This is a genomic window from Actinomyces marseillensis (assembly GCF_900155605.1).
Classification (GTDB): domain Bacteria; phylum Actinomycetota; class Actinomycetes; order Actinomycetales; family Actinomycetaceae; genus Pauljensenia; species Pauljensenia marseillensis.
Genome location: NZ_LT707420.1, coordinates 691728 through 708735, shown reverse-complemented (window position 1 = coordinate 708735; position 17008 = coordinate 691728). Strand labels below are relative to the sequence as shown.

Genomic DNA, 17008 nt, shown 5'->3' with positions numbered 1-17008 from the left:
GGGGGCCCCCCCCGCCTTGACGCTAGCTAAACGCTATCAGGCCTGCTTTGCAGCAGCGATACGCGCGCGGAACTTCGCGAGCTGCTCGGTGATAGCTGCCGGGAGCTTGTCACCAAACTGCGAGAAGTATTCCTCGGTGTCGTCCATTTCGGCTGCCCATGCGTCGGGGCAAATTTCGAAGAGCTTGTCCCACTTGGCCTGGTCGATGTCCAGACCATCGAGGTTGAAGTCCTCGAAGTGCGGGTAGCGGCCGGTGACGCCGTCGATTGCCTCAACCTCGCCAGCTGCACGGCGGACGATCCAGTCCAGAACACGGGAGTTATCGCCGTATCCGGGCCACATGAAGTTGCCGTCTTCGTCCTTACGGAACCAGTTGACCTGGTAGACCTTGGGGAAGTTCTCGCCCAACTTGTCCTGCATCTCGAGCCAGTGGCCCCAGTAGTCGGCCATGTTGTAGCCACAGAAGGGCAGCATGGCGAAGGGGTCGTGACGCAGCGAACCGGCCTTGACGTCGGTTGCAGCAGCGGTGACCTCGGATGCAACGGAAGCACCGATGAACACGCCGTGTGCGGGCTCGTACTGCTCGGCAACCAGCGGAACGTTGGTTGCGCGGCGGCCGCCGAAGAGGATCGCGTCAATGGCGACGCCCTCGGGTGCTTCCCAGTCGGGGCAGATGATGGGGCACTGCGAGGCGGGAACGGTAAAGCGGCTGTTCGGGTGAGCAGCCTTTTCGCCGGACTCGGGGGTCCAGTCGTTGCCGTGCCAGTCGATCAGGTGTGCCGGCACGTCACCGTCGATGCCTTCCCACCACACATCGCCATCGTCGGTCAGTGCAACGTTGGTGAAGATGGAGTTGGCCTTTGCGGTCTCCATTGCCATGGGGTTGGTCTGGTAGGAGGTTCCCGGTGCAACACCGAAGAAGCCTGCCTCGGGGTTGATGGCGCGCAGACGGCCATCGGTGCCCGGACGCATCCAAGCGATGTCGTCACCCACGGTCTCGACCTTGTAGCCGGGGATGGTGGGCTGGAGCATGGCGAGGTTGGTCTTGCCACAGGCGCTGGGGAATGCAGCGGTGACGTGGAACTGCTGACCGGTGGACTCACGGGTCAGACGCAGGACAAGCATGTGCTCAGCCATCCAGCCGTCGCGGCGTGCCATGGTCGAAGCGATACGCAGAGCGAAGCACTTCTTGCCGAGCAGTGCGTTGCCGCCGTAGCCCGAACCGAAGGACCAAATCTCGTTGGTCTCGGGGAAGTGGGTGATGTACTTCTCGTCGTTGCAGGGCCAGCTGGAATCTTCCTGACCGGGCTCCAGCGGAGCGCCGACGGAGTGAACGGCGGGAACCCACACGCGGCCCTCATTGATGAGGTCCATGGCAGCCGCACCCATACGGGTCATGATGCGCATGTTGACAACAACGTAGGGAGAGTCGGTGATCTCAACGCCGAGCTGGGAGATGGGGCCACCCAGAGGACCCATGGAGAAGGGAACCACGTACATGGTGCGGCCCTTCATGGCACCCGTGAACTTCTCGTGCAGGGTTGCCTTCATTTCCTTGGGGTCTGCCCAGTGGTTGGTCGGGCCTGCGTCTTCTTCCTTCTCACAGCAGATGAAGGTACGAGACTCAACACGCGCAACGTCAGAGGGCTTGGAACGGGCGAGGAAGCAGTTGGGGCGCTTCTCTTCGTTCAGCTTGGTGAACATGCCGCTCTCAACCATCTGAGAAGTGAGGCGATCCCACTCTTCCTGGGAGCCGTCAGCGAACTCCACACGATCAGGGGTGGTCAGCGCTGCAATTTCAGCAACCCACTTGATGACATCTTCGGGAGCGTTTGCCGGAGCGGCTGCACGCACATCCTGTTCGGTCACGGACATTTTGCCTCCTGAGGCACTCGGTGATTCTGGGGCGCGGTCACGCCCCGATCTACGCTCTAATCATCTCTCACCACACCGGCATTTGCGCGGGCGATAGGTCCCTTTTGGGCTGAAAATTCTGACAAATGCGTCAACTTCGGCGACGGAATGCCCCACTTTTCCCGAGAGATCCGAGCTTTCGGGCATAATGTGGCAATAGACACACTACTCAGCAAGAAGTTCCTGCCTCAGTGAACTTGAATATGCAGTGTGTCATGGATGACGATTGCCTTGAGGCAATCTCAACACAATCGGAGGAACATTATGGGGATCCGCAACAGAACGCAGGGCCCAAATTTCTTTGAATTCTTCACCCAGCAAGCAGACAAGCTCGTTGAGGGCGTTGAAATTCTTGCTCAAATCTACGCTGCTTCCCCCGAAGAACGAGTCGCACTTCGCGATCAGCTTCACGGCGTTGAACACCAATGCGATGAACTCAATCACGAGATCTTCCAGCGCATTAATTCGTCCTTTATTACCCCCTTTGACCGCGAGGATCTTCAGTCCCTGGCTGCTCACCTCGATGATTGCATGGACTTCATCGACGAGGCCGGTGACCTCTTGGTCCTGTACGGCATTACTAACATTCCCGAGGAGATCCTGACCCTCCTCAAGTCGCAGATCGCGGTTCTCACCCACTGCGCGGAGCTGACCGCGCAAAACATGCCGGCACTGAAGTCCCCTGTCGACATGCGTGATTACTGGATCGAGATCAACCGCCTCGAAAACGAAGGCGACCTCACCTACCGCCGTGCCCTGACGACTCTTTTTGACTCTGGTCTCGACCCCATCACGATCATCAAGCTCAAGGATGTTGTCGAGAGCTTGGAAGCCTGCGCCGATGCTTTCGAGCACCTGGCGAATGTCATCGAATCCCTCGCACTGAAGGAATCCTGAGTCGTGGATCTTAACCTGATCCTGGTTTGCGTCGTCATCGCCGTTGCTCTGTTTTTCAGCTACACCAACGGCTTCCACGACGCAGCGAACGCGATCGCCACTTCGGTTTCCACAAAAGCCTGGACGCCTCGTGCCGCCTTGCTTATGGCTGCAGTCATGAACATTCTTGGCGCGATGATGGGGACCGCAGTCGCGAAGACAATTGGCGAGGGAATCATCTCCATCAGCCCATACGCTGAATCCACTCAGGTGGAAATGCAGCAAAAGGGCTTGGTCATCATCCTTGCAGCCCTCCTAGGCGCGTGTATTTGGAACCTCATTACGTGGTGGTTTGGTCTGCCTTCCTCATCCTCTCATGCACTTATCGGTGGCATGGTTGGTGCAGGTTTGATGAGCGGCACAGCCGTTTATTGGTGGGGAATCGTTAAGTCCGTCATCATTCCGATGTTTGCTTCACCAATCATCGGTTTCGTTGTCGGTTATTTCGTCATGCGTGTCGCTCTCTTCCTTTTGCGCAATGCTCAATACCACCGCACCATGCGCCGCTTCCGCGCTGCTCAGCGTGTTTCCTCTGCGGCTATGGCGCTGGGTCACGGTATCCAAGACGCACAGAAGACCATGGGCATTATCGTCATGGCTCTTCTTGCCGGCGGCTACGGTGAAACACACCAGATCTACGATCCGGTCACCGGAGATATGACGGTCCCCCTGTGGGTCAAGATTTCCGGAGCCTTGGCAATTTCTTTGGGGACAATGGCTGGCGGCGGACGCATCATGCGTACCATCGGTCGAAAGATCATCGATCTTGACCCGGCACGAGGCTTTGTCTCAGAAGCGGTCTCCTCATCGATCCTCTACCTGTGCTCCTACGTTGTCCACGCTCCGATTTCAACGACGCAGGTCGTATCGACATCAATTATGGGCGTGGGGTGTACGAAGCGATTCTCCGCCGTACGCTGGGGTGTTGCAGGTTCGATCGTTACGGCATGGTTCCTGACCTTGCCAGCAGCTGCTGTTGTGTCTGGAATCGTCTACTGGATCTGCGCACTCATCGTTGGCGTCTAGTACCCTCGATTGAGTGAAGTCCTTTTTTAACCGCATCTGTCTCGGTGTGCTTGCCTGTATTTTGGGGGCAGGCACGCTGAGCGGGTGCGGTTTTTCGTCAGTGATGCGCCTTTCGGTCGGCGCCTGCGTTCAGGTTCCTCCAACGACAAGTGCCTATTCCTTGGAAACCGTTTCTTGCTCTCGCCCTCACCAAGCTGAAGTGATCGCGCTACCGACGGTTGCAGGCGCAGACTTCCCCGAGGCCGCACAACTTGAAACGGATGCTCGCCGCGAGTGTGAGCTAGCCTTCCGGTCCTACGTTGGGATCCCCGCTGAGGATTCTGCTCTTGATCTTCTCTGGCTAGCCCCGAGCCGCGAATCGTGGGAGCGCGGAGACCGACAGATCGTCTGCATAGCGGCAGCAAACGGCCAGCAAACCCTGAGCGGTTCAATCCACGATTCAGCGTATTAGAGCGCTACTCCCCGGCCCTTGGGGCATGCCTTTCAACATCGAGGACACGAACTTGTCCCCCATGTACGACGGTGTGCAAAATAACCATCTCCGAGGCCGAAAGTTCTCTGGCATCGAGCGGAAAGTTCATGCGCACACCCGAAGGCGTGAACTGTCGGAATACGTCAAAAATTCCTGGAAGCATGCTTCGCGGGGTACATAGGACCCGCGGCTGGCTGTCGCTGATGAGCGCGCGCGCGAAGGCCTCGTCAGAGGAAGGGGAATTCGCTCCAGCGGCGCGCGACGGGAGTGCCTCGATGTCGACTCCCGCGAGCGCGGCCCACGGTCCTAAGGTCTGGCGGGTCCGCGCACTCGAGGTCGCCATTGCCCGGCGCACACCGTAAGAGGAGAGCAGATCGACCAGCTCGAGGGCTTCGCGCACGCCAACACGTGACAGGGGCCGAGTCTCCTCGTCTCCCTCCCACTGTTGAGCAGAAACCGTACGTGCATGAGGGAGCAGTGCCAGCGCGGTTGTCACGAGTTCGCCGCTGCGGCCTCGCATGACGAGTTCTGTCAGCAGGCGTCGGTCCCCGCGGCGCGTCAGAAGATCGTGTGCGCGAGAAGTCGTCATCCACTGCGTTTGGTCGATTTCGCGCGAAGGTGCACGGTGGACGGGTTTGCGCAGGTGGACGAGGCCCTCGTCCTTTCCGCCGTCGCTGTCCATCAGCGTTCCGACCCAGTAGCGCACTTCCTTGGTCTGTCCCGAGCCGAGGCGGTAGCGCTGGGTAGTCAGGGGTGCGCCGAGGCGGATGACGTGGCCGGTTTCTTCTTCGACTTCGCGCACCGCCGCGACGGGAATAGTTTCTTTGCCCTCAATCTTCCCCTTGGGCCACGACCAATCGTGGTACTGGGGCCGGTGAACCAGCAGGACTTCGATGTCTCGCTCATCCAGCACTTCCCCGGGAATGATCGGTCGTGCGGGGTCGCGAAATCGCCACACGAGGGCGCCGCCTGCGCGAATGAGGCGCATCGGGGGCATGGGCTGAGGGCTGGGTGTCACGTTATTAACCCTAACGTAGAGTGAGCGCGGGTGTGGATCATACGCCGCACCCGCGCTCACTTCACTCGCCGGAAATATCAGAAATGATGTTTCTATTCCTCACCGAATTGGACGAATGCCTCCGTTTCACGGGAGCGCCACAGGGGCATGATCTGACCAAGTCCAGTGACATCCAAACCGATACCGGAAAATCGCGGATCCTCATGATCCTCAAACCAATGGTCGAGTTCGTTTCTTAGCTCTGATTGAATTCCACTGTAGGTCGGGTCATCAATGAGATTGCGACGTTCATCGGGATCGCATTCGAGGTCGTACAGTTCCTCTGGCCCTTCTTCACGCCAGACGTATTTGAGCATCCCGCGCCGGATCATTCGTGCGGCTCCATATTCATCGAAAACTGCGACAGAATCGCTGCCCGACTTGCCTCGAAGGATATCGAGCAGCGTGCCTTGACCTCGGCGGACATCGGCAGCGCACTGGGCCCCAGCCAATTCACACAAGCTCGTGAACAAATTGAGGCTAGAGATGAGCTCATTGACCGGAGAGGAACACCCGCGCTCACGCCCAGGATCAATACCGACGGAGGCGGCGAGGGCCTCGGGAATACGAATCAGGAAGGGAACTCGTACGGAGTTATCCCAGAAGTTCAAAGGGAACGTGCCATTCCCCTTCCCCCAGATTCCGTGATGCCCGCAAGAGAAGCCGTTATCAGACATGAAGATCACGATCGTGTTTTCCCACTCACCCTGCTTCTTGAGCTCATCGACGAGGGCGCCGAAAACCCGGTCGACTCCGCTCAGCGCGGCACAGTAGCCGCGAAGCGAAGGAACGGGATCTCGATAAGCATCAGCGAATTGATGTACCCGTTGATAATCGGCCCAAGGATGGGGTTCCTCTCGTGGAATCGAAGGGAACTCCTCATCTGCATAGATGTCGAGGAGTTCATCGGGATGTTGGTCTTCTCCCCACGGATCGTGCGGAGCCGTTGTCGCGGCAAAAAGGAAGAAGGGCTGACATTCCCCGTCTTCACCCGTTGCGGATGCACGCTCGCGAAGGAACTCTAGGGCATGGACGCCAACTGCATCGGTGAAGTACAACTCTTCCTCGGCCTCGTGACCATCTTTCCAAATCGGCGCACCCATGTATGGGCCACCCCCGTAGCGATGCGCGTACCACGAGGAGAATCCAGGCGCCGGCTTACACGAATCCCCTAGGTGCCACTTGCCGCTCAGCGCACAGGCGTAACCCGAGCGCTGAAGAATCTGCGGAAGAGTTTCTAGGTGGTCAAGGTAGGTGTCAGCCTGTGCGCGCGGATGCCGTGTCCCCGTAAGCCAATCGTGAACTCCGTGAGTGGAGGGCATGGTTCCGGTGAGGATCGACGCGCGCGCCGGAGAACACACTGGAGACGGCGTGTGCATCTGCGTAAAGACATACGCATCTGAGGCGAAGTCCTCCAGAGCGGGCATGCACAGTTCCGGCGTGATCCATGGAAGCGCCCAGGGCCCCTGATCATCAGTGAGAAAGAGCAGGATATTGGGATGCAAGGTCATTCCTTAACACCTCCAGCAGAGACCCCGGCGGTAAAGTAGCGCTGACCAAAGAGGAAGATCACGACGATTGGCAAGGTCATGAGAATGACCGCTGCCATGAGGAGGCTCCACTGGGTTGAGTTTTCTTGATAGAAGACTGCGAGTCCTAATTGGAGCGTACGCATATCGTTTGATTTCACGGAAACAAGTGGCCACAAGAAGTCATTCCATGCCCCTTGGAAAGCAAGAACCGAAACGACCGCAACCGCTGGAAGCGCGAGGGGTGTGTAGATCTGCCAGAAAATACGTCCTTCACTTGCACCATCGACTCGCGCAGATTCACCCAGTTCATCTGGAAGATCCAAGTAGAACTGGCGCATCAAGAAAATACACAGTGCGGAGATCACGTGCGGGACAACCAAGGCCGCGTAGGTATCGAGTAGTCCGGACCCGCCATTTCCCCACAGGTCATTACCTCCCGCGAAGGGTACGTGCGTGACGATAACGAAGAGCGGGACCATCATGACTTCCGGCGGAACGATGATGAGCGCAATGAGGACGAGCATAATGGTCTTCTTGCCCGGGATCGGCATCTTTGCAAGCGCATAGCCGGCCATCGCGCATAAAAGGACCTGAAGCACCGTCGAGGCCAAGGACACGACAAGTGAGTTCGCGAAAAAGAGCGGGAAGTTCTCTGCACGCATGGCTTCAGCGAAGTTTGACCAGGCGAATTCATCGGGGATACCGAACTGTAATTCACGATCTGCCGGGGCTAAGGCAACCAAGAAAATCGATGCCAAGGGAACAACGTATAGAGCTGTAATGATCAGGGCAAGGGTGTGGAAGATCCCGGATCGAAGGATTTTTCTCATCGTGTCCCTCCAGAGTGCTCAGGCGTGCGCTCCGGGGTAGCACTACGACGTGCTGCCCGGTTTTGGAACAAGCGAACGGGCAGACCAACGACGATCACCGTCGAGAAGAGCAGGACAGCAATGGCGCATGCTCGACCAATGTCAAGGTAGGTGAATGCCGATTCATAAAGCTCGTAGACGATGGTTCGCGTGGAGTTTTCAGGACCACCTTGGGTCATGACGTAGGCCTGAGTGAACATTTGGAAACCACCCATTAACCAGGTGATTGCCACGAAGAACAAAGTGTTCTTCAGCTGCGGTATCACAACGTAAATCAGGCGACGGAAGGCACCGGCTCCATCAATTTGAGCGGCTTCAATGAGCTGGGGCGGTATCGCTTGGATTCCGGCCAGCAAGATGACCATGTAGTAGCCCATGTTGCGCCACAAGGACACAAGCAAAATTGAGGGCATTGCCGTAGATGCCTCAGTGAGGAAGTAGACCTTTGGCATTCCCAGGTTTTGGAGAAACTCATTGATTGGTCCTGAGAATGGATCAAAGAAGAAAGACCAGAACAGGGCGACAATGACGTAGGACATCGCTTGCGGCATATAAACGATCGTTCTCATCACCGAGTTCCCATGCAGTTTTTGACTGAAGAGCATGGCAATCATGAAGGCGACTACGACGCCGATAGCAACCTGCCCGAAAGCGAAGTACAGGGTATTCCCGATTGCTTGCAGGAAGACCTGATCGGAGAAGAGCCCGATGTAGTTCTCGAAACCAACCCACTCTGGGGGGTTAATCAGGTCGTACTTGGTAAAGGAGAACACTGCTGCAAGCGCCAGAGGCAGGAGGGTGAAGAGAATAACTGCAACCCCTCCCGGGGCAATCAGTGACAGGCCGGCTCGTCGGCGCTGGCGTTCCAGCGCCGACGAGCAACGGGCTGTATTCAATTGACGAGACATATCAGTGCCCGAAGGCGTTGAGTTTCTGGTCTATTGCTGCAAGAGTCTCATCCACTCCGACTGATCCCCGGACCGCCGGATCAAGCAGCTTGTTGATGTCTCCGCCAAATTGCATCATTCCTGGATGCGGGGGCTGTGATTGAGCGTCTTTTGCCAGTGCCATGAGCTGAAGTCCCGTTTCACCAAGCCACGAGGCCTCAGCCAGATCGGTACGAACAGGCAGAACACCATAGCTCTCGTCAAATGCACTCAGGTTGTCCTTTTCCATGAGGAAGGAGATGAACTCGAATGCTTTATCGGGGTTCTTGGAGTTCTTTGCAATAGCGAGCTTGTTGATCCACGCTCCAGCAGCGCCCTTCGATGCCGAAGGACCAACCAGTGCGGGGCCGATGAGGAGTTGCTTGGCAACCTCAGGGTTCGTGCTCTCTGCGTTGTAGTAGTCGTTTCGCGATCCCAAGCCCATTGCTGACTGACCTGAAACCAGAGGACGCGCCCCACTACCGGAGTAGACCAAGTGGTAGTCAGCAGTTCCTTCCTTGAAGCTTGTCACCAAGAAGTCCAAAGCTTCACGAGCTTGCGGGGAAGAGAAGTTCGAGGTCCCGTCCTCTTTCCAGTACTTGGCTTCGTTCTGCATCATAAGTTGAGCGAATCCTTGCTGGAGGCCGATGGACTTGTCAGTACCCCAGAAAATCGGAGATTCGCAAATCCCGGCGTCACGCACCTTGAGTGCGACTTGGTGGAATTCCTCCCACGTTGTCGGCAGTTTCGTTGTGTCGACACCGGCTTTTTCGAGGAGGTCCTTGCGATAGACCGGAACGCGAAGATCGAAGCCGTAGGGAATTGAGTACTGCTTACCGTCCCACTGCCCGTCTTTGAGAAGCTCTGGGAAAATCTTGTCTTTGTCTGCCCACTTGTCCATGTACGGGCCAAGATCAAGAAGGGCTCCCTTATCAGCCAGCGGCGCGGTCCAGATCGCGCCGAGAGAAACGACATCCGCCATCTGCTTCGATGCAGCTGCGGTCGTGTACTTCTGGAAGGCGCTCCCCCAGTCTGAGGTCTGCAAAGTGACGGTGACGCCGGTCTTCTTCTTGAATTCCGGTAGGACATTCTTCTCGATGTGCTCGATTGATTTCTGTGATGCTCCAAGCATCATGAAGGTGAGTTTTTCTTCGCTTCCTGAAGAGGATTTTGAGGCACCTCCTGAACACGAAGTGAGCAGCGAAAGTGCTGCAATACCCGCGATAAAGGCGGTTCCAAAGCGTCTACGAGTAGACATGGGTACTCCTTGTGAGAACAACTCGACTTTGAGAAATTCACACACCCCGTCGCTGTTACCTGCGTCATACTAGCAGCCGGCTCAGGCGATGCCAATACCTTTTGTAACTTCGCGATACTAAATAAAGGGCTCAGTCCAAATCACCGACGCGAGCACGGGAAGAGGCGCGCTCCAATTCCTGCGCCGTCATCACCAGCGCGCGAGCACGCATGGTGACCCCGTAGGCCAAGGCATCGTGCGGATCATCAATCCACTGCTGACCAACCCGAGGATCTCCAGCGGCAATAATCCGCATCGCACGTGCGATGGCAGTGAAGATCTCCTCAAAATCATCATCTGTGCGCTCTCCTCGCAGCAGCGCATCAGCTTGTGCAATCACCTCATCAAGCGGCGCATCATTCAAGGGACGCTCAAGCCCCGGAACGCGTTCGGCAGCAAGTCCCAGAAGATACAGCTCTGCCACGATCAAAGGGTCACGGTGGTACCACTCGCGGAACAAATAAACCCGCCACAATGCGCCGGGAAGAGTGAAATCTGGACTCGAGGCCCATAGCTCAGCAACCAGAGGGATCCCACCCGTGGAGACAAGCTCCTTCAAACGCGCAAGCGCATGAGCATCGAAGTCTTCATCACCGACCCCAAGCAACGCCCAGGCTGTCGAGTGCGCAAGAACCGAGGAATCCGCCACATCCTGAGCGCCAACAATTGCTTCAGTCTGCGCATAGTCCAAGATCGCGGGACGCCTGGGGATGCGTTGCGTTTCGCCCATTTGCTCTCCTGCCATTAAGATGGTGGGGTTGGTTCGGTTTTCCGACCACATAGCGGGAAATCCCGCGGGCCTATAGCTCAATGGTAGAGCAGCGGACTTTTAATCCGTGGGTTGGGGGTTCGAGTCCCCCTGGGCCTACTTCTTCTACGTTTTCTAGCTTTCTGCTTCTTCTGTGCCCCGGACACCGACAGATTCCACGGCTGCATCTTTCGCATTGACATCTGGATGTGCACGTCCTGCCAAGGACGCAATTCCCACAGCAATCGAAATGCACACCAGTCCCACCAGCTGCCAGAGGCTAGGAATCTGGCGCAAAAGCAGCGCACCGATCAGCGCAGAAGTTGCGGGAAGAAGCGCGGTAAACAAAGCGAAAGTCACAGCAGAGACCCGCTTCATTGCCATCGCCTCGAGCGTATAGGGAAAAACTGTCGACAAGAAGGCCAAAGCAACCACCGCAATCAGCACCCTGCGATCGCTGAAAGCAGCCATCGCACCGGGCGCGAGGATTGGCGCAGAGATCAACGCGCTGAAAGCACACCCCAGCGACAAGTTGACCATCGCAGAGCTCGACGAGGCCGCTTTCTGCCCCAAGACGATGTAAGTTGCCCACGATGCGCCGGCCGCCAGAATCCATACAACCCCAGCCAAGGTTCTCGGTGCACTCAAATCCAACCCAAGTCCGCCGATCGCACACACCCCGGCCAAGGCAAAGAAGGCAGCGATTCTTGGCGCCCAGCCACGACCTCGTACAACAGCAACCGTCACAGGACCAAGGAACTCAAGCGAAACCGCAGCCCCCAGGGGAATGCGGGAAATTGCCTCGTAAAAGCAAGCGTTCATGCAGACCAGGGCAATGCCGAAGAAGAGAGCGCCCTTCAGGGTCGCTCGATCAAGGCCTCGCCACGGACGCACCCACGCACACAGAACCAAACCGCCAACGAATCCCCTCCACCAGGCGACCGAGGCCGGCTCGACGACCGAGAAAGCGAAGACTGCAACTGCGGCGCCGCTGTATTGAATAAGCGCCGAGGCGACGATCAGAATTTGGGCAGGAACACGGTTGATCAGGGATACGGGAGCTCGATTCGTCACGAGGCCAATTCAACCATTTCATGCACTTCTTCGGCGAGAACAACGTGATCCTTGGTGCCATGTCGGGATGCGATCGCAACCGCGAAGGAGATCAAGAGAAGACCAATCATCTGCCATAGGGTCGGAATCTGGCGAAGAATGATGATTCCAACAAGAAGCGAGGAAGCGGGAGAAAGCGCGGTGAAGAGTGAGAAATCCGCCGCCGAGACGCGGTGCATCGCAATAGCCTCGAAAGAGCAGGGAACAATCGTTGACAAGACTGCCACAACAATGACGATTCCCAGGATGCGAGGTTGAGTGATCGCGGGAGAAGCTTGGTGGAGAACAAAAGGCGCAACGATCAGCCCGCTCAGCGCACAGCCCACAGCAAGGTTCGTGACTCCCGATCGCTTCGAAGCAACGCGCTGGCCCAGAAGAATGTACAGCGCCCAAGCCAATGCGGTAAAAAACGCCCACTTCATTCCGGTGAATGCGCGCGGGTCAGAAAGGTCAAGACCCAAGCCGCCGATGGCGACAACCCCAGCCATCGCCAGGACTGCGGCAATTCTTGGGCCAATTCCTCGGCCTCGGACAACGGCAACAACAACGGGGCCAATGAACTCCATCGACACCGCGGCCCCCATCGGCAAGTAGTCAATCGATTCATAGAAGGCGACATTCATTGCCAGCAGGGACAATCCAAAAAGCGCCGATTCGAGAAGATCTCTCCAGGTCAATCCGGCTCTCCACGGACGCCTCAGTGCGCATAGGAATATACCGGCGATAAAGACACGCAGCCACGCGATCACGCCCGGTTCAAGCGCGGAAAAAATCGTGACTGCAAACGCGGCACCACTGTACGCACTGAGCGCTGCGCCGATGATCAGAACGGGCGCAGAAACATGTGTGAGGAGTGCACGAAGATGGGAGAGCACCTACCCACTATGCCATAGCGGCAGGTACAAAATGAAGACTCAACGAGTTCATACAAAAGCGATTTCCAGTGGGCTGATCTGGTGCGTCGTCAAAAATGTGGCCGAGATGCGAATCGCAGGTTGCACAACGCACTTCAATGCGCCTCATTCCATGGGAAATGTCCTCGAAGTAGTTGACGGCTCCGGGCAGAGATTCATAGAAACTTGGCCATCCGCAGTGCGAATCAAACTTTGTTGTCGAGGGGAAGAGCTGCGCTCCGCATGCGGCACACACGTAGGTTCCTTCCCGTCGCTCCTCCAATAGTTCCCCGGTGAAAGGCGCTTCGGTTCCAGCCTGACGCAAGACAAGGAACTGCTGGGGACTCAAACGCTCACGCCATTCCTCTTCGCTGAAGTGCACACTTGGGGCGCTTTGCTCACTGCGGGCCAGGTGTTCGAGTTTCGTTGCGCGATCGCGGGTGCGAATAATTTTCATGATCAATTCCTCTCGCTTCGAGGCTCCGGAAGGGGGCGGGTCGCATCTTGGGGAATGCGCGGGCCACCGTCTTTACGCGCCGCTTCTTCTTGGTGGCGCTTTGCTGCCGCCTCGCGTTCAGCGAGGACATCTTCACCCGGTCCGGCGTAGATTTCGTTGCGTTCATCGGCCTCGGGAGATCCCGAAAAGAGACGTTCCCCGCGGATCACTGTTTCCTCGGGGTGAGCACCCGTTTCCTGGGGTCGAGAAGGTGCCGAGGCGGCGGGAAGCACCGCGGTTTCCTGCGGCGCGGGGTGAAGCTTGCCGAGGCGCGCGTTGGCCTCTGCGACCTTCTGTGCCAGTTGCTCGGCAACGAGAGAGTGGAGCATGGTCTGCGTGAAGACTTGAGTTTGTTCTTCGGCGGGGCTGGGGGCAACGCTTCGGATACTTCCCGTGTCCGCCAATTCGCGTTGACGTTGCGCCATTGCGCGCCTGCGCGCTCGCTTTGCCTTTTGTCGCGCGGCAAGCAAGCGCACCTCGTGCACGGCATCTTCCCCCTCCCCTGTCGAGGCCGTGGGCGAAGTGGAAACTGGAGAGTCAGGTGAGTGTGTGGTGTGCGCATCAGGGGCACCGGTCGTATCAACCGCGATACCCGACAGTTCCTTTGCGAGGCGGGCGATGGCCTCGCGAGAAGTATCGTGCTGGATGCTTTGAATATCGAGGGGCTGAATGCGGGTCAATGGACGTACTGCAGGTTCTTGCTCAGCAATCCAGCGGATCATGTTTTCGCGCAGGTAGCAGCGCAGGTCCCACAGTGTCCCAGAATCCTTTGCGGAAACGACGATGCGAACCGTGATGGTCGTTGCATCCGAGTCGGCGACTTGGACGGCCCACGAGCGCCCGTCCCACAAGTCCGTTGCCAAGAGAAGTTTTTGCACCTGGTTTCGGATCAGGGTCATGGGAGCGGCCCAATCCAATTTGAGCTCGACAGAGCCGAGCTGTTTGGCGGCTCGACGCGTCCAATTTTCGAAAGTGTTTGAGGTGAAATAGGTAGAGGGGACAATAAGTCGACGTTCATCAGCGAGGCGAACAACGATGTACGAGAGGGTAATTTCTTCGACTTTTCCGGAGGGAGCATTCGTTCCCCCAGCGACCACGACATCACCCACACGGATCGCATCAGTGAATGCGAGCTGGATTCCTGCAAAGACATTGCCCAAGGTTTGTTGCGCGGCAAGACCGGCGATGACGGAGATGAGACCGGCAGAGGCCAGAACGGTCGTCATCGCTTGGCGGGCGGCATCGAAAGTGAAGAGAGCGAAGCAGACTCCGACGATGATGATGAGGACTTGGAGTAAGCGACGAATGATTTGCGCTTGGGTTTCGAATTTACGGGAGACACCGCCGTCACGTGCCTGACGGATTTGCGTAGCATCTTCGAAGATCCAGGCGCAGTTATAGATCATCCAAGTCGTCGTGAGAACGGAAACGATGAGCAGGACATGCGAGGCGAAACCAACTAATCCACCGTTCGACCAATCAGAGAGAGTCGTATTGACGAGCATCACCTGCAGGCCGATCCATGCGCCCCATGACAGAGCTGTCAGATAGAAGGAGGTGCGAACTCGTTTAACGATGGCGGCAAAGTAGCGCGAGCGGCGGGCAATCGGTCGCACGATGATGGCGATTACGAGAGCGACGAAAAAGCCGATGGCAGCACCAACAAGAGTAGCAAAAACAAGCGATGCGACATTGAGAGCATTGTCGACTGCTGCCTGGGTAATCCCCGAGGGGGAAGGCGAAGGAGAGGAATCGTCTAGAGGAAAAATCATCAAACCATCCTTATGTCGCTCATCATCTTCTCAATCAAGCCTATGCGCGATCAATGAAAAGCGCCTGATGCTTGCGTGAGAGACAATGACAAAAACATGCACCATTTCAACGAAAAGTCCTTGTGTGACGGTCATCACTGTCATTCTTTTTGCTTTAACGGCACGCTTCTGCCTAATATTCTCTTCGTCCTCGGACGCCAGACCGGTGGCCGAACAATGGCCCCCATCGTCTAGAGGCCTAGGACACCGCCCTTTCACGGCGGCGACACGGGTTCGAATCCCGTTGGGGGTACTTCTTCGAAGTCGTTCGTGTCGACAGTGAAGAAAAATTCAATAGGCTTCACCTATTGTGAGGCCCCGTAGCGCAGTTGGTTAGCGCGCCGCCCTGTCACGGCGGAGGTCGCGGGTTCAAGTCCCGTCGGGGTCGCAAGACCAGGCCAGCAGGTTTCGGTCCTGGCTCTGTAGCTCAGTTGGTAGAGCGTTCGACTGAAAATCGAAAGGTCACCGGATCGACGCCGGTCGGAGCCACCAGATAAAACCCCCGCAACGCGGGGGTTTTGCTTTATCATTTCACACCAAGCACTGCGCGCTAACTTTTCCACGTTGCCATCTTGTCAACAATGTGAGCTACGTAACGTTTCTTCTTCAACAACCCGAACGCACCCCTTACAAAGCGCAGCAGCATGCGACTCAGTCACCCTCCCACCTTCCCAAAAACATAGAAGGGAAGGAGGGCTTCCATACCCAAAAGCGATACGCACTTGAATCCCCACACCAAAACTCACTAATATTTAGATATCCCACACAGATATTTCAGGAGATTTTAAGGTGTTCACACGCGTAAAAAAGGCTGCGGGATCAGCAGTTTCGGGGCTCGCAATGCTCCTCTCTTGCTTCCTCGCATTGGCATACATTGTTGTTTCTCAGGCAGGTGCTTCTCAGGCAGCAACCATCAATGACATCGTTAAAGATGTCCACCTTTCTGGCGTCAGTGGTTCTACCAAGCTCGGCATTGGCACCATGATGCAGGTCGACTTCGCCATCGATGGGACCGGCAAGAACATTCGTGAAGGCGACACCTTCACTATCCAGGCTCCCGCAGAGCTCAATACCTTCGCAGCAACCGGCACGAAGCTTGAGTTCGACATGACGGCTCCCGACGGTGCAGTTGCGGTCAAGTGTTCGGCTCCCGCACCTCAACCCGGTGCGATCATCACCTGCACTTTCACCGATTACGCGAATACTCACCAGAACATCACCGGAAGTGGCTGGGCGAAGATGAGCGCTGCAGCAAAGACCAATGCAGCTGCGGTCACCTTCACCATTGACGGCAAGCCTGTCTCTGTTCCCCTCCCCGGCGATGGCACCGGTATTGGCGATACCAATCTCGGAAAGACCACCAAGCACAACAAGGGTGGCACCGTCGACAGTGACGACGCCTCGCTGATCAACTGGTCGATCAACGTCATCGAATCAGGAATCTCTGTGAGCACCATTACCGTCGAGGACATCTTCCAAGATGACAACGGCGGCTACACGCTGGCTAACGAGCCTTCAATGTCCGTTTGGGCAAACGGTGATGATTTCCCGCTGGGCGAGTCAACCTCTGTGTCCAATGGCGACGCCATCAACGGCGGTGTCTTCACCGTGACGAAGAAGGCGGATGGCACCGGTTTCACCGCCACTTGGCCCAAGGGCACCGGAAATGCGGTGTACTCGATCTCCTACAACACCAAGATTAAGAACCCGGCTATGGTCGGAAAGTCCGCAACCTTCAAGAACAACGCCTCGGTGAACGGAGTTGTCCTTAACGGTAAGGCTGTGATCACTGCTGACGGTGGCGGCTCCACCGAAGACAACACGACCACGACTCCTACCCCGGCTGTGACAACGACTCCGACCCCGACGGTCACAACCACCACACCTACCCCCGTGGTGACCACGACCCCGACCCCCG

The 17008-nt window shown here is 56.9% G+C and carries 15 protein-coding genes and 4 tRNA genes; 8 read left to right on the top strand and 11 right to left on the bottom strand.

Going from position 1 to position 17008, the window contains the following annotated elements; genetic code table 11:
- Nucleotides 1-36 precede the first annotated feature (36 nt).
- Nucleotides 37-1875 carry a phosphoenolpyruvate carboxykinase (GTP) gene (locus BQ8011_RS02975; protein ID WP_072457272.1) on the bottom strand — a complete coding sequence of 613 codons (1839 nt, stop codon included), beginning with the start codon at nucleotides 1873-1875 and terminating at the stop codon, nucleotides 37-39.
- Between the two features lie 303 nt (nucleotides 1876-2178).
- Between BQ8011_RS02975 and BQ8011_RS02970 the strand changes: the two genes are divergently transcribed.
- From BQ8011_RS02970 to BQ8011_RS02960, 3 genes are read left to right on the top strand one after another with little or no spacing between them, the layout of a single operon-like run.
- Nucleotides 2179-2811, top strand: a complete 633-nt coding sequence (locus BQ8011_RS02970) for a DUF47 domain-containing protein (protein WP_083429978.1) — start codon at nucleotides 2179-2181, stop codon at nucleotides 2809-2811.
- A gap of 3 nt (nucleotides 2812-2814) precedes the next feature.
- The gene (locus BQ8011_RS02965; protein ID WP_072457270.1) at nucleotides 2815-3876 is read left to right on the top strand and encodes an inorganic phosphate transporter; all 1062 of its coding nucleotides are present in this window, start codon (nucleotides 2815-2817) and stop codon (nucleotides 3874-3876) included.
- A 13-nt stretch (nucleotides 3877-3889) separates the two neighbouring features.
- Nucleotides 3890-4327, top strand: coding sequence for a septum formation family protein (locus tag BQ8011_RS02960; RefSeq protein ID WP_231945355.1), 438 nt, complete (start codon nucleotides 3890-3892; stop codon nucleotides 4325-4327).
- Nucleotides 4328-4331: 4 nt separating this feature from the next.
- Here BQ8011_RS02960 and BQ8011_RS02955 read toward each other — a convergent pair whose 3' ends face one another.
- The 6 genes from BQ8011_RS02955 to BQ8011_RS02930 all read right to left on the bottom strand — a co-directional run bounded on the left by BQ8011_RS02955 (nucleotide 4332) and on the right by BQ8011_RS02930 (nucleotide 10759).
- Nucleotides 4332-5366 (bottom strand): NUDIX hydrolase, encoded by a 1035-nt coding sequence (locus BQ8011_RS02955; protein WP_231945354.1) that lies wholly within the window; start codon nucleotides 5364-5366, stop codon nucleotides 4332-4334.
- Between the two features lie 92 nt (nucleotides 5367-5458).
- On the bottom strand, nucleotides 5459-6916 hold the full coding sequence (locus BQ8011_RS02950; protein ID WP_072457268.1) for a sulfatase-like hydrolase/transferase: 1458 nt from the start codon (nucleotides 6914-6916) through the stop codon (nucleotides 5459-5461).
- Entirely contained in the window at nucleotides 6913-7767 is an 855-nt protein-coding gene (locus BQ8011_RS02945; RefSeq protein ID WP_034501204.1) for a carbohydrate ABC transporter permease, read from the bottom strand. Before BQ8011_RS02945 ends, BQ8011_RS02950 begins: the two co-directional genes overlap by 4 nt.
- Nucleotides 7764-8714 (bottom strand): carbohydrate ABC transporter permease, encoded by a 951-nt coding sequence (locus BQ8011_RS02940; RefSeq protein ID WP_072457266.1) that lies wholly within the window; start codon nucleotides 8712-8714, stop codon nucleotides 7764-7766. Before BQ8011_RS02940 ends, BQ8011_RS02945 begins: the two co-directional genes overlap by 4 nt.
- A 1-nt stretch (nucleotide 8715) precedes the next feature.
- Complete coding sequence (locus BQ8011_RS02935; protein WP_034501203.1) at nucleotides 8716-9990, bottom strand: ABC transporter substrate-binding protein; 1275 nt, start codon at nucleotides 9988-9990, stop codon at nucleotides 8716-8718.
- A 130-nt stretch (nucleotides 9991-10120) separates the two neighbouring features.
- Nucleotides 10121-10759, bottom strand: coding sequence for a hypothetical protein (locus BQ8011_RS02930; protein ID WP_072457264.1), 639 nt, complete (start codon nucleotides 10757-10759; stop codon nucleotides 10121-10123).
- 66 nt (nucleotides 10760-10825) lie between these two features.
- On the opposite strand from BQ8011_RS02930, the gene BQ8011_RS02925 reads away from it, so the two are divergent.
- A tRNA-Lys gene (locus BQ8011_RS02925) sits at nucleotides 10826-10897 on the top strand.
- A 15-nt stretch (nucleotides 10898-10912) separates the two neighbouring features.
- On the opposite strand, the gene BQ8011_RS02920 is transcribed toward BQ8011_RS02925, so the two are convergent.
- From BQ8011_RS02920 to BQ8011_RS02905, 4 genes are read right to left on the bottom strand one after another with little or no spacing between them, the layout of a single operon-like run.
- The gene (locus BQ8011_RS02920) at nucleotides 10913-11851 is read right to left on the bottom strand and encodes an EamA family transporter (RefSeq protein ID WP_072457263.1); all 939 of its coding nucleotides are present in this window, start codon (nucleotides 11849-11851) and stop codon (nucleotides 10913-10915) included.
- The gene (locus BQ8011_RS02915) at nucleotides 11848-12765 is read right to left on the bottom strand and encodes an EamA family transporter (RefSeq protein WP_072457262.1); all 918 of its coding nucleotides are present in this window, start codon (nucleotides 12763-12765) and stop codon (nucleotides 11848-11850) included. The genes BQ8011_RS02920 and BQ8011_RS02915 overlap by 4 nt, the downstream gene beginning before the upstream one ends.
- Before the next feature lie 7 nt (nucleotides 12766-12772).
- Nucleotides 12773-13240 (bottom strand): peptide-methionine (R)-S-oxide reductase MsrB, encoded by a 468-nt coding sequence (msrB, locus tag BQ8011_RS02910; RefSeq protein ID WP_072457261.1) that lies wholly within the window; start codon nucleotides 13238-13240, stop codon nucleotides 12773-12775.
- Between the two features lie 2 nt (nucleotides 13241-13242).
- Nucleotides 13243-15051, bottom strand: coding sequence for a mechanosensitive ion channel family protein (locus BQ8011_RS02905; protein WP_034501198.1), 1809 nt, complete (start codon nucleotides 15049-15051; stop codon nucleotides 13243-13245).
- Between the two features lie 219 nt (nucleotides 15052-15270).
- Between BQ8011_RS02905 and BQ8011_RS02900 the strand changes: the two genes are divergently transcribed.
- The 4 genes from BQ8011_RS02900 to BQ8011_RS02885 form a co-directional block, all read left to right on the top strand.
- A tRNA-Glu gene (locus BQ8011_RS02900) sits at nucleotides 15271-15343 on the top strand.
- 61 nt (nucleotides 15344-15404) lie between these two features.
- Nucleotides 15405-15478, top strand: a tRNA-Asp gene (locus BQ8011_RS02895).
- A 28-nt stretch (nucleotides 15479-15506) separates the two neighbouring features.
- Nucleotides 15507-15582: transfer RNA gene (locus tag BQ8011_RS02890), tRNA-Phe, on the top strand.
- Nucleotides 15583-15879: 297 nt separating this feature from the next.
- On the top strand, nucleotides 15880-17008 hold a 1129-nt coding region (locus BQ8011_RS02885; RefSeq protein WP_234952142.1), incomplete at its 3' end, for an Ig-like domain-containing protein.

Bases quoted from the DNA above. Each gene is read 5' to 3' on its own strand.
- BQ8011_RS02935 (WP_034501203.1), bottom strand. From the start codon at position 9,990: ATGTCTACTCGTAGACGCTTTGGAACCGCCTTTATCGCGGGTATTGCA.
- BQ8011_RS02950 (WP_072457268.1), bottom strand. From the start codon at position 6,916: ATGACCTTGCATCCCAATATCCTGCTCTTTCTCACTGATGATCAGGGG.
- BQ8011_RS02945 (WP_034501204.1), bottom strand. From the start codon at position 7,767: ATGAGAAAAATCCTTCGATCCGGGATCTTCCACACCCTTGCCCTGATC.
- BQ8011_RS02905 (WP_034501198.1), bottom strand. From the start codon at position 15,051: ATGATTTTTCCTCTAGACGATTCCTCTCCTTCGCCTTCCCCCTCGGGG.
- BQ8011_RS02940 (WP_072457266.1), bottom strand. From the start codon at position 8,714: ATGTCTCGTCAATTGAATACAGCCCGTTGCTCGTCGGCGCTGGAACGC.
- BQ8011_RS02930 (WP_072457264.1), bottom strand. From the start codon at position 10,759: ATGGGCGAAACGCAACGCATCCCCAGGCGTCCCGCGATCTTGGACTAT.
- BQ8011_RS02970 (WP_083429978.1), top strand. From the start codon at position 2,179: ATGGGGATCCGCAACAGAACGCAGGGCCCAAATTTCTTTGAATTCTTC.
- BQ8011_RS02975 (WP_072457272.1), bottom strand. From the start codon at position 1,875: ATGTCCGTGACCGAACAGGATGTGCGTGCAGCCGCTCCGGCAAACGCT.
- msrB (WP_072457261.1), bottom strand. From the start codon at position 13,240: ATGAAAATTATTCGCACCCGCGATCGCGCAACGAAACTCGAACACCTG.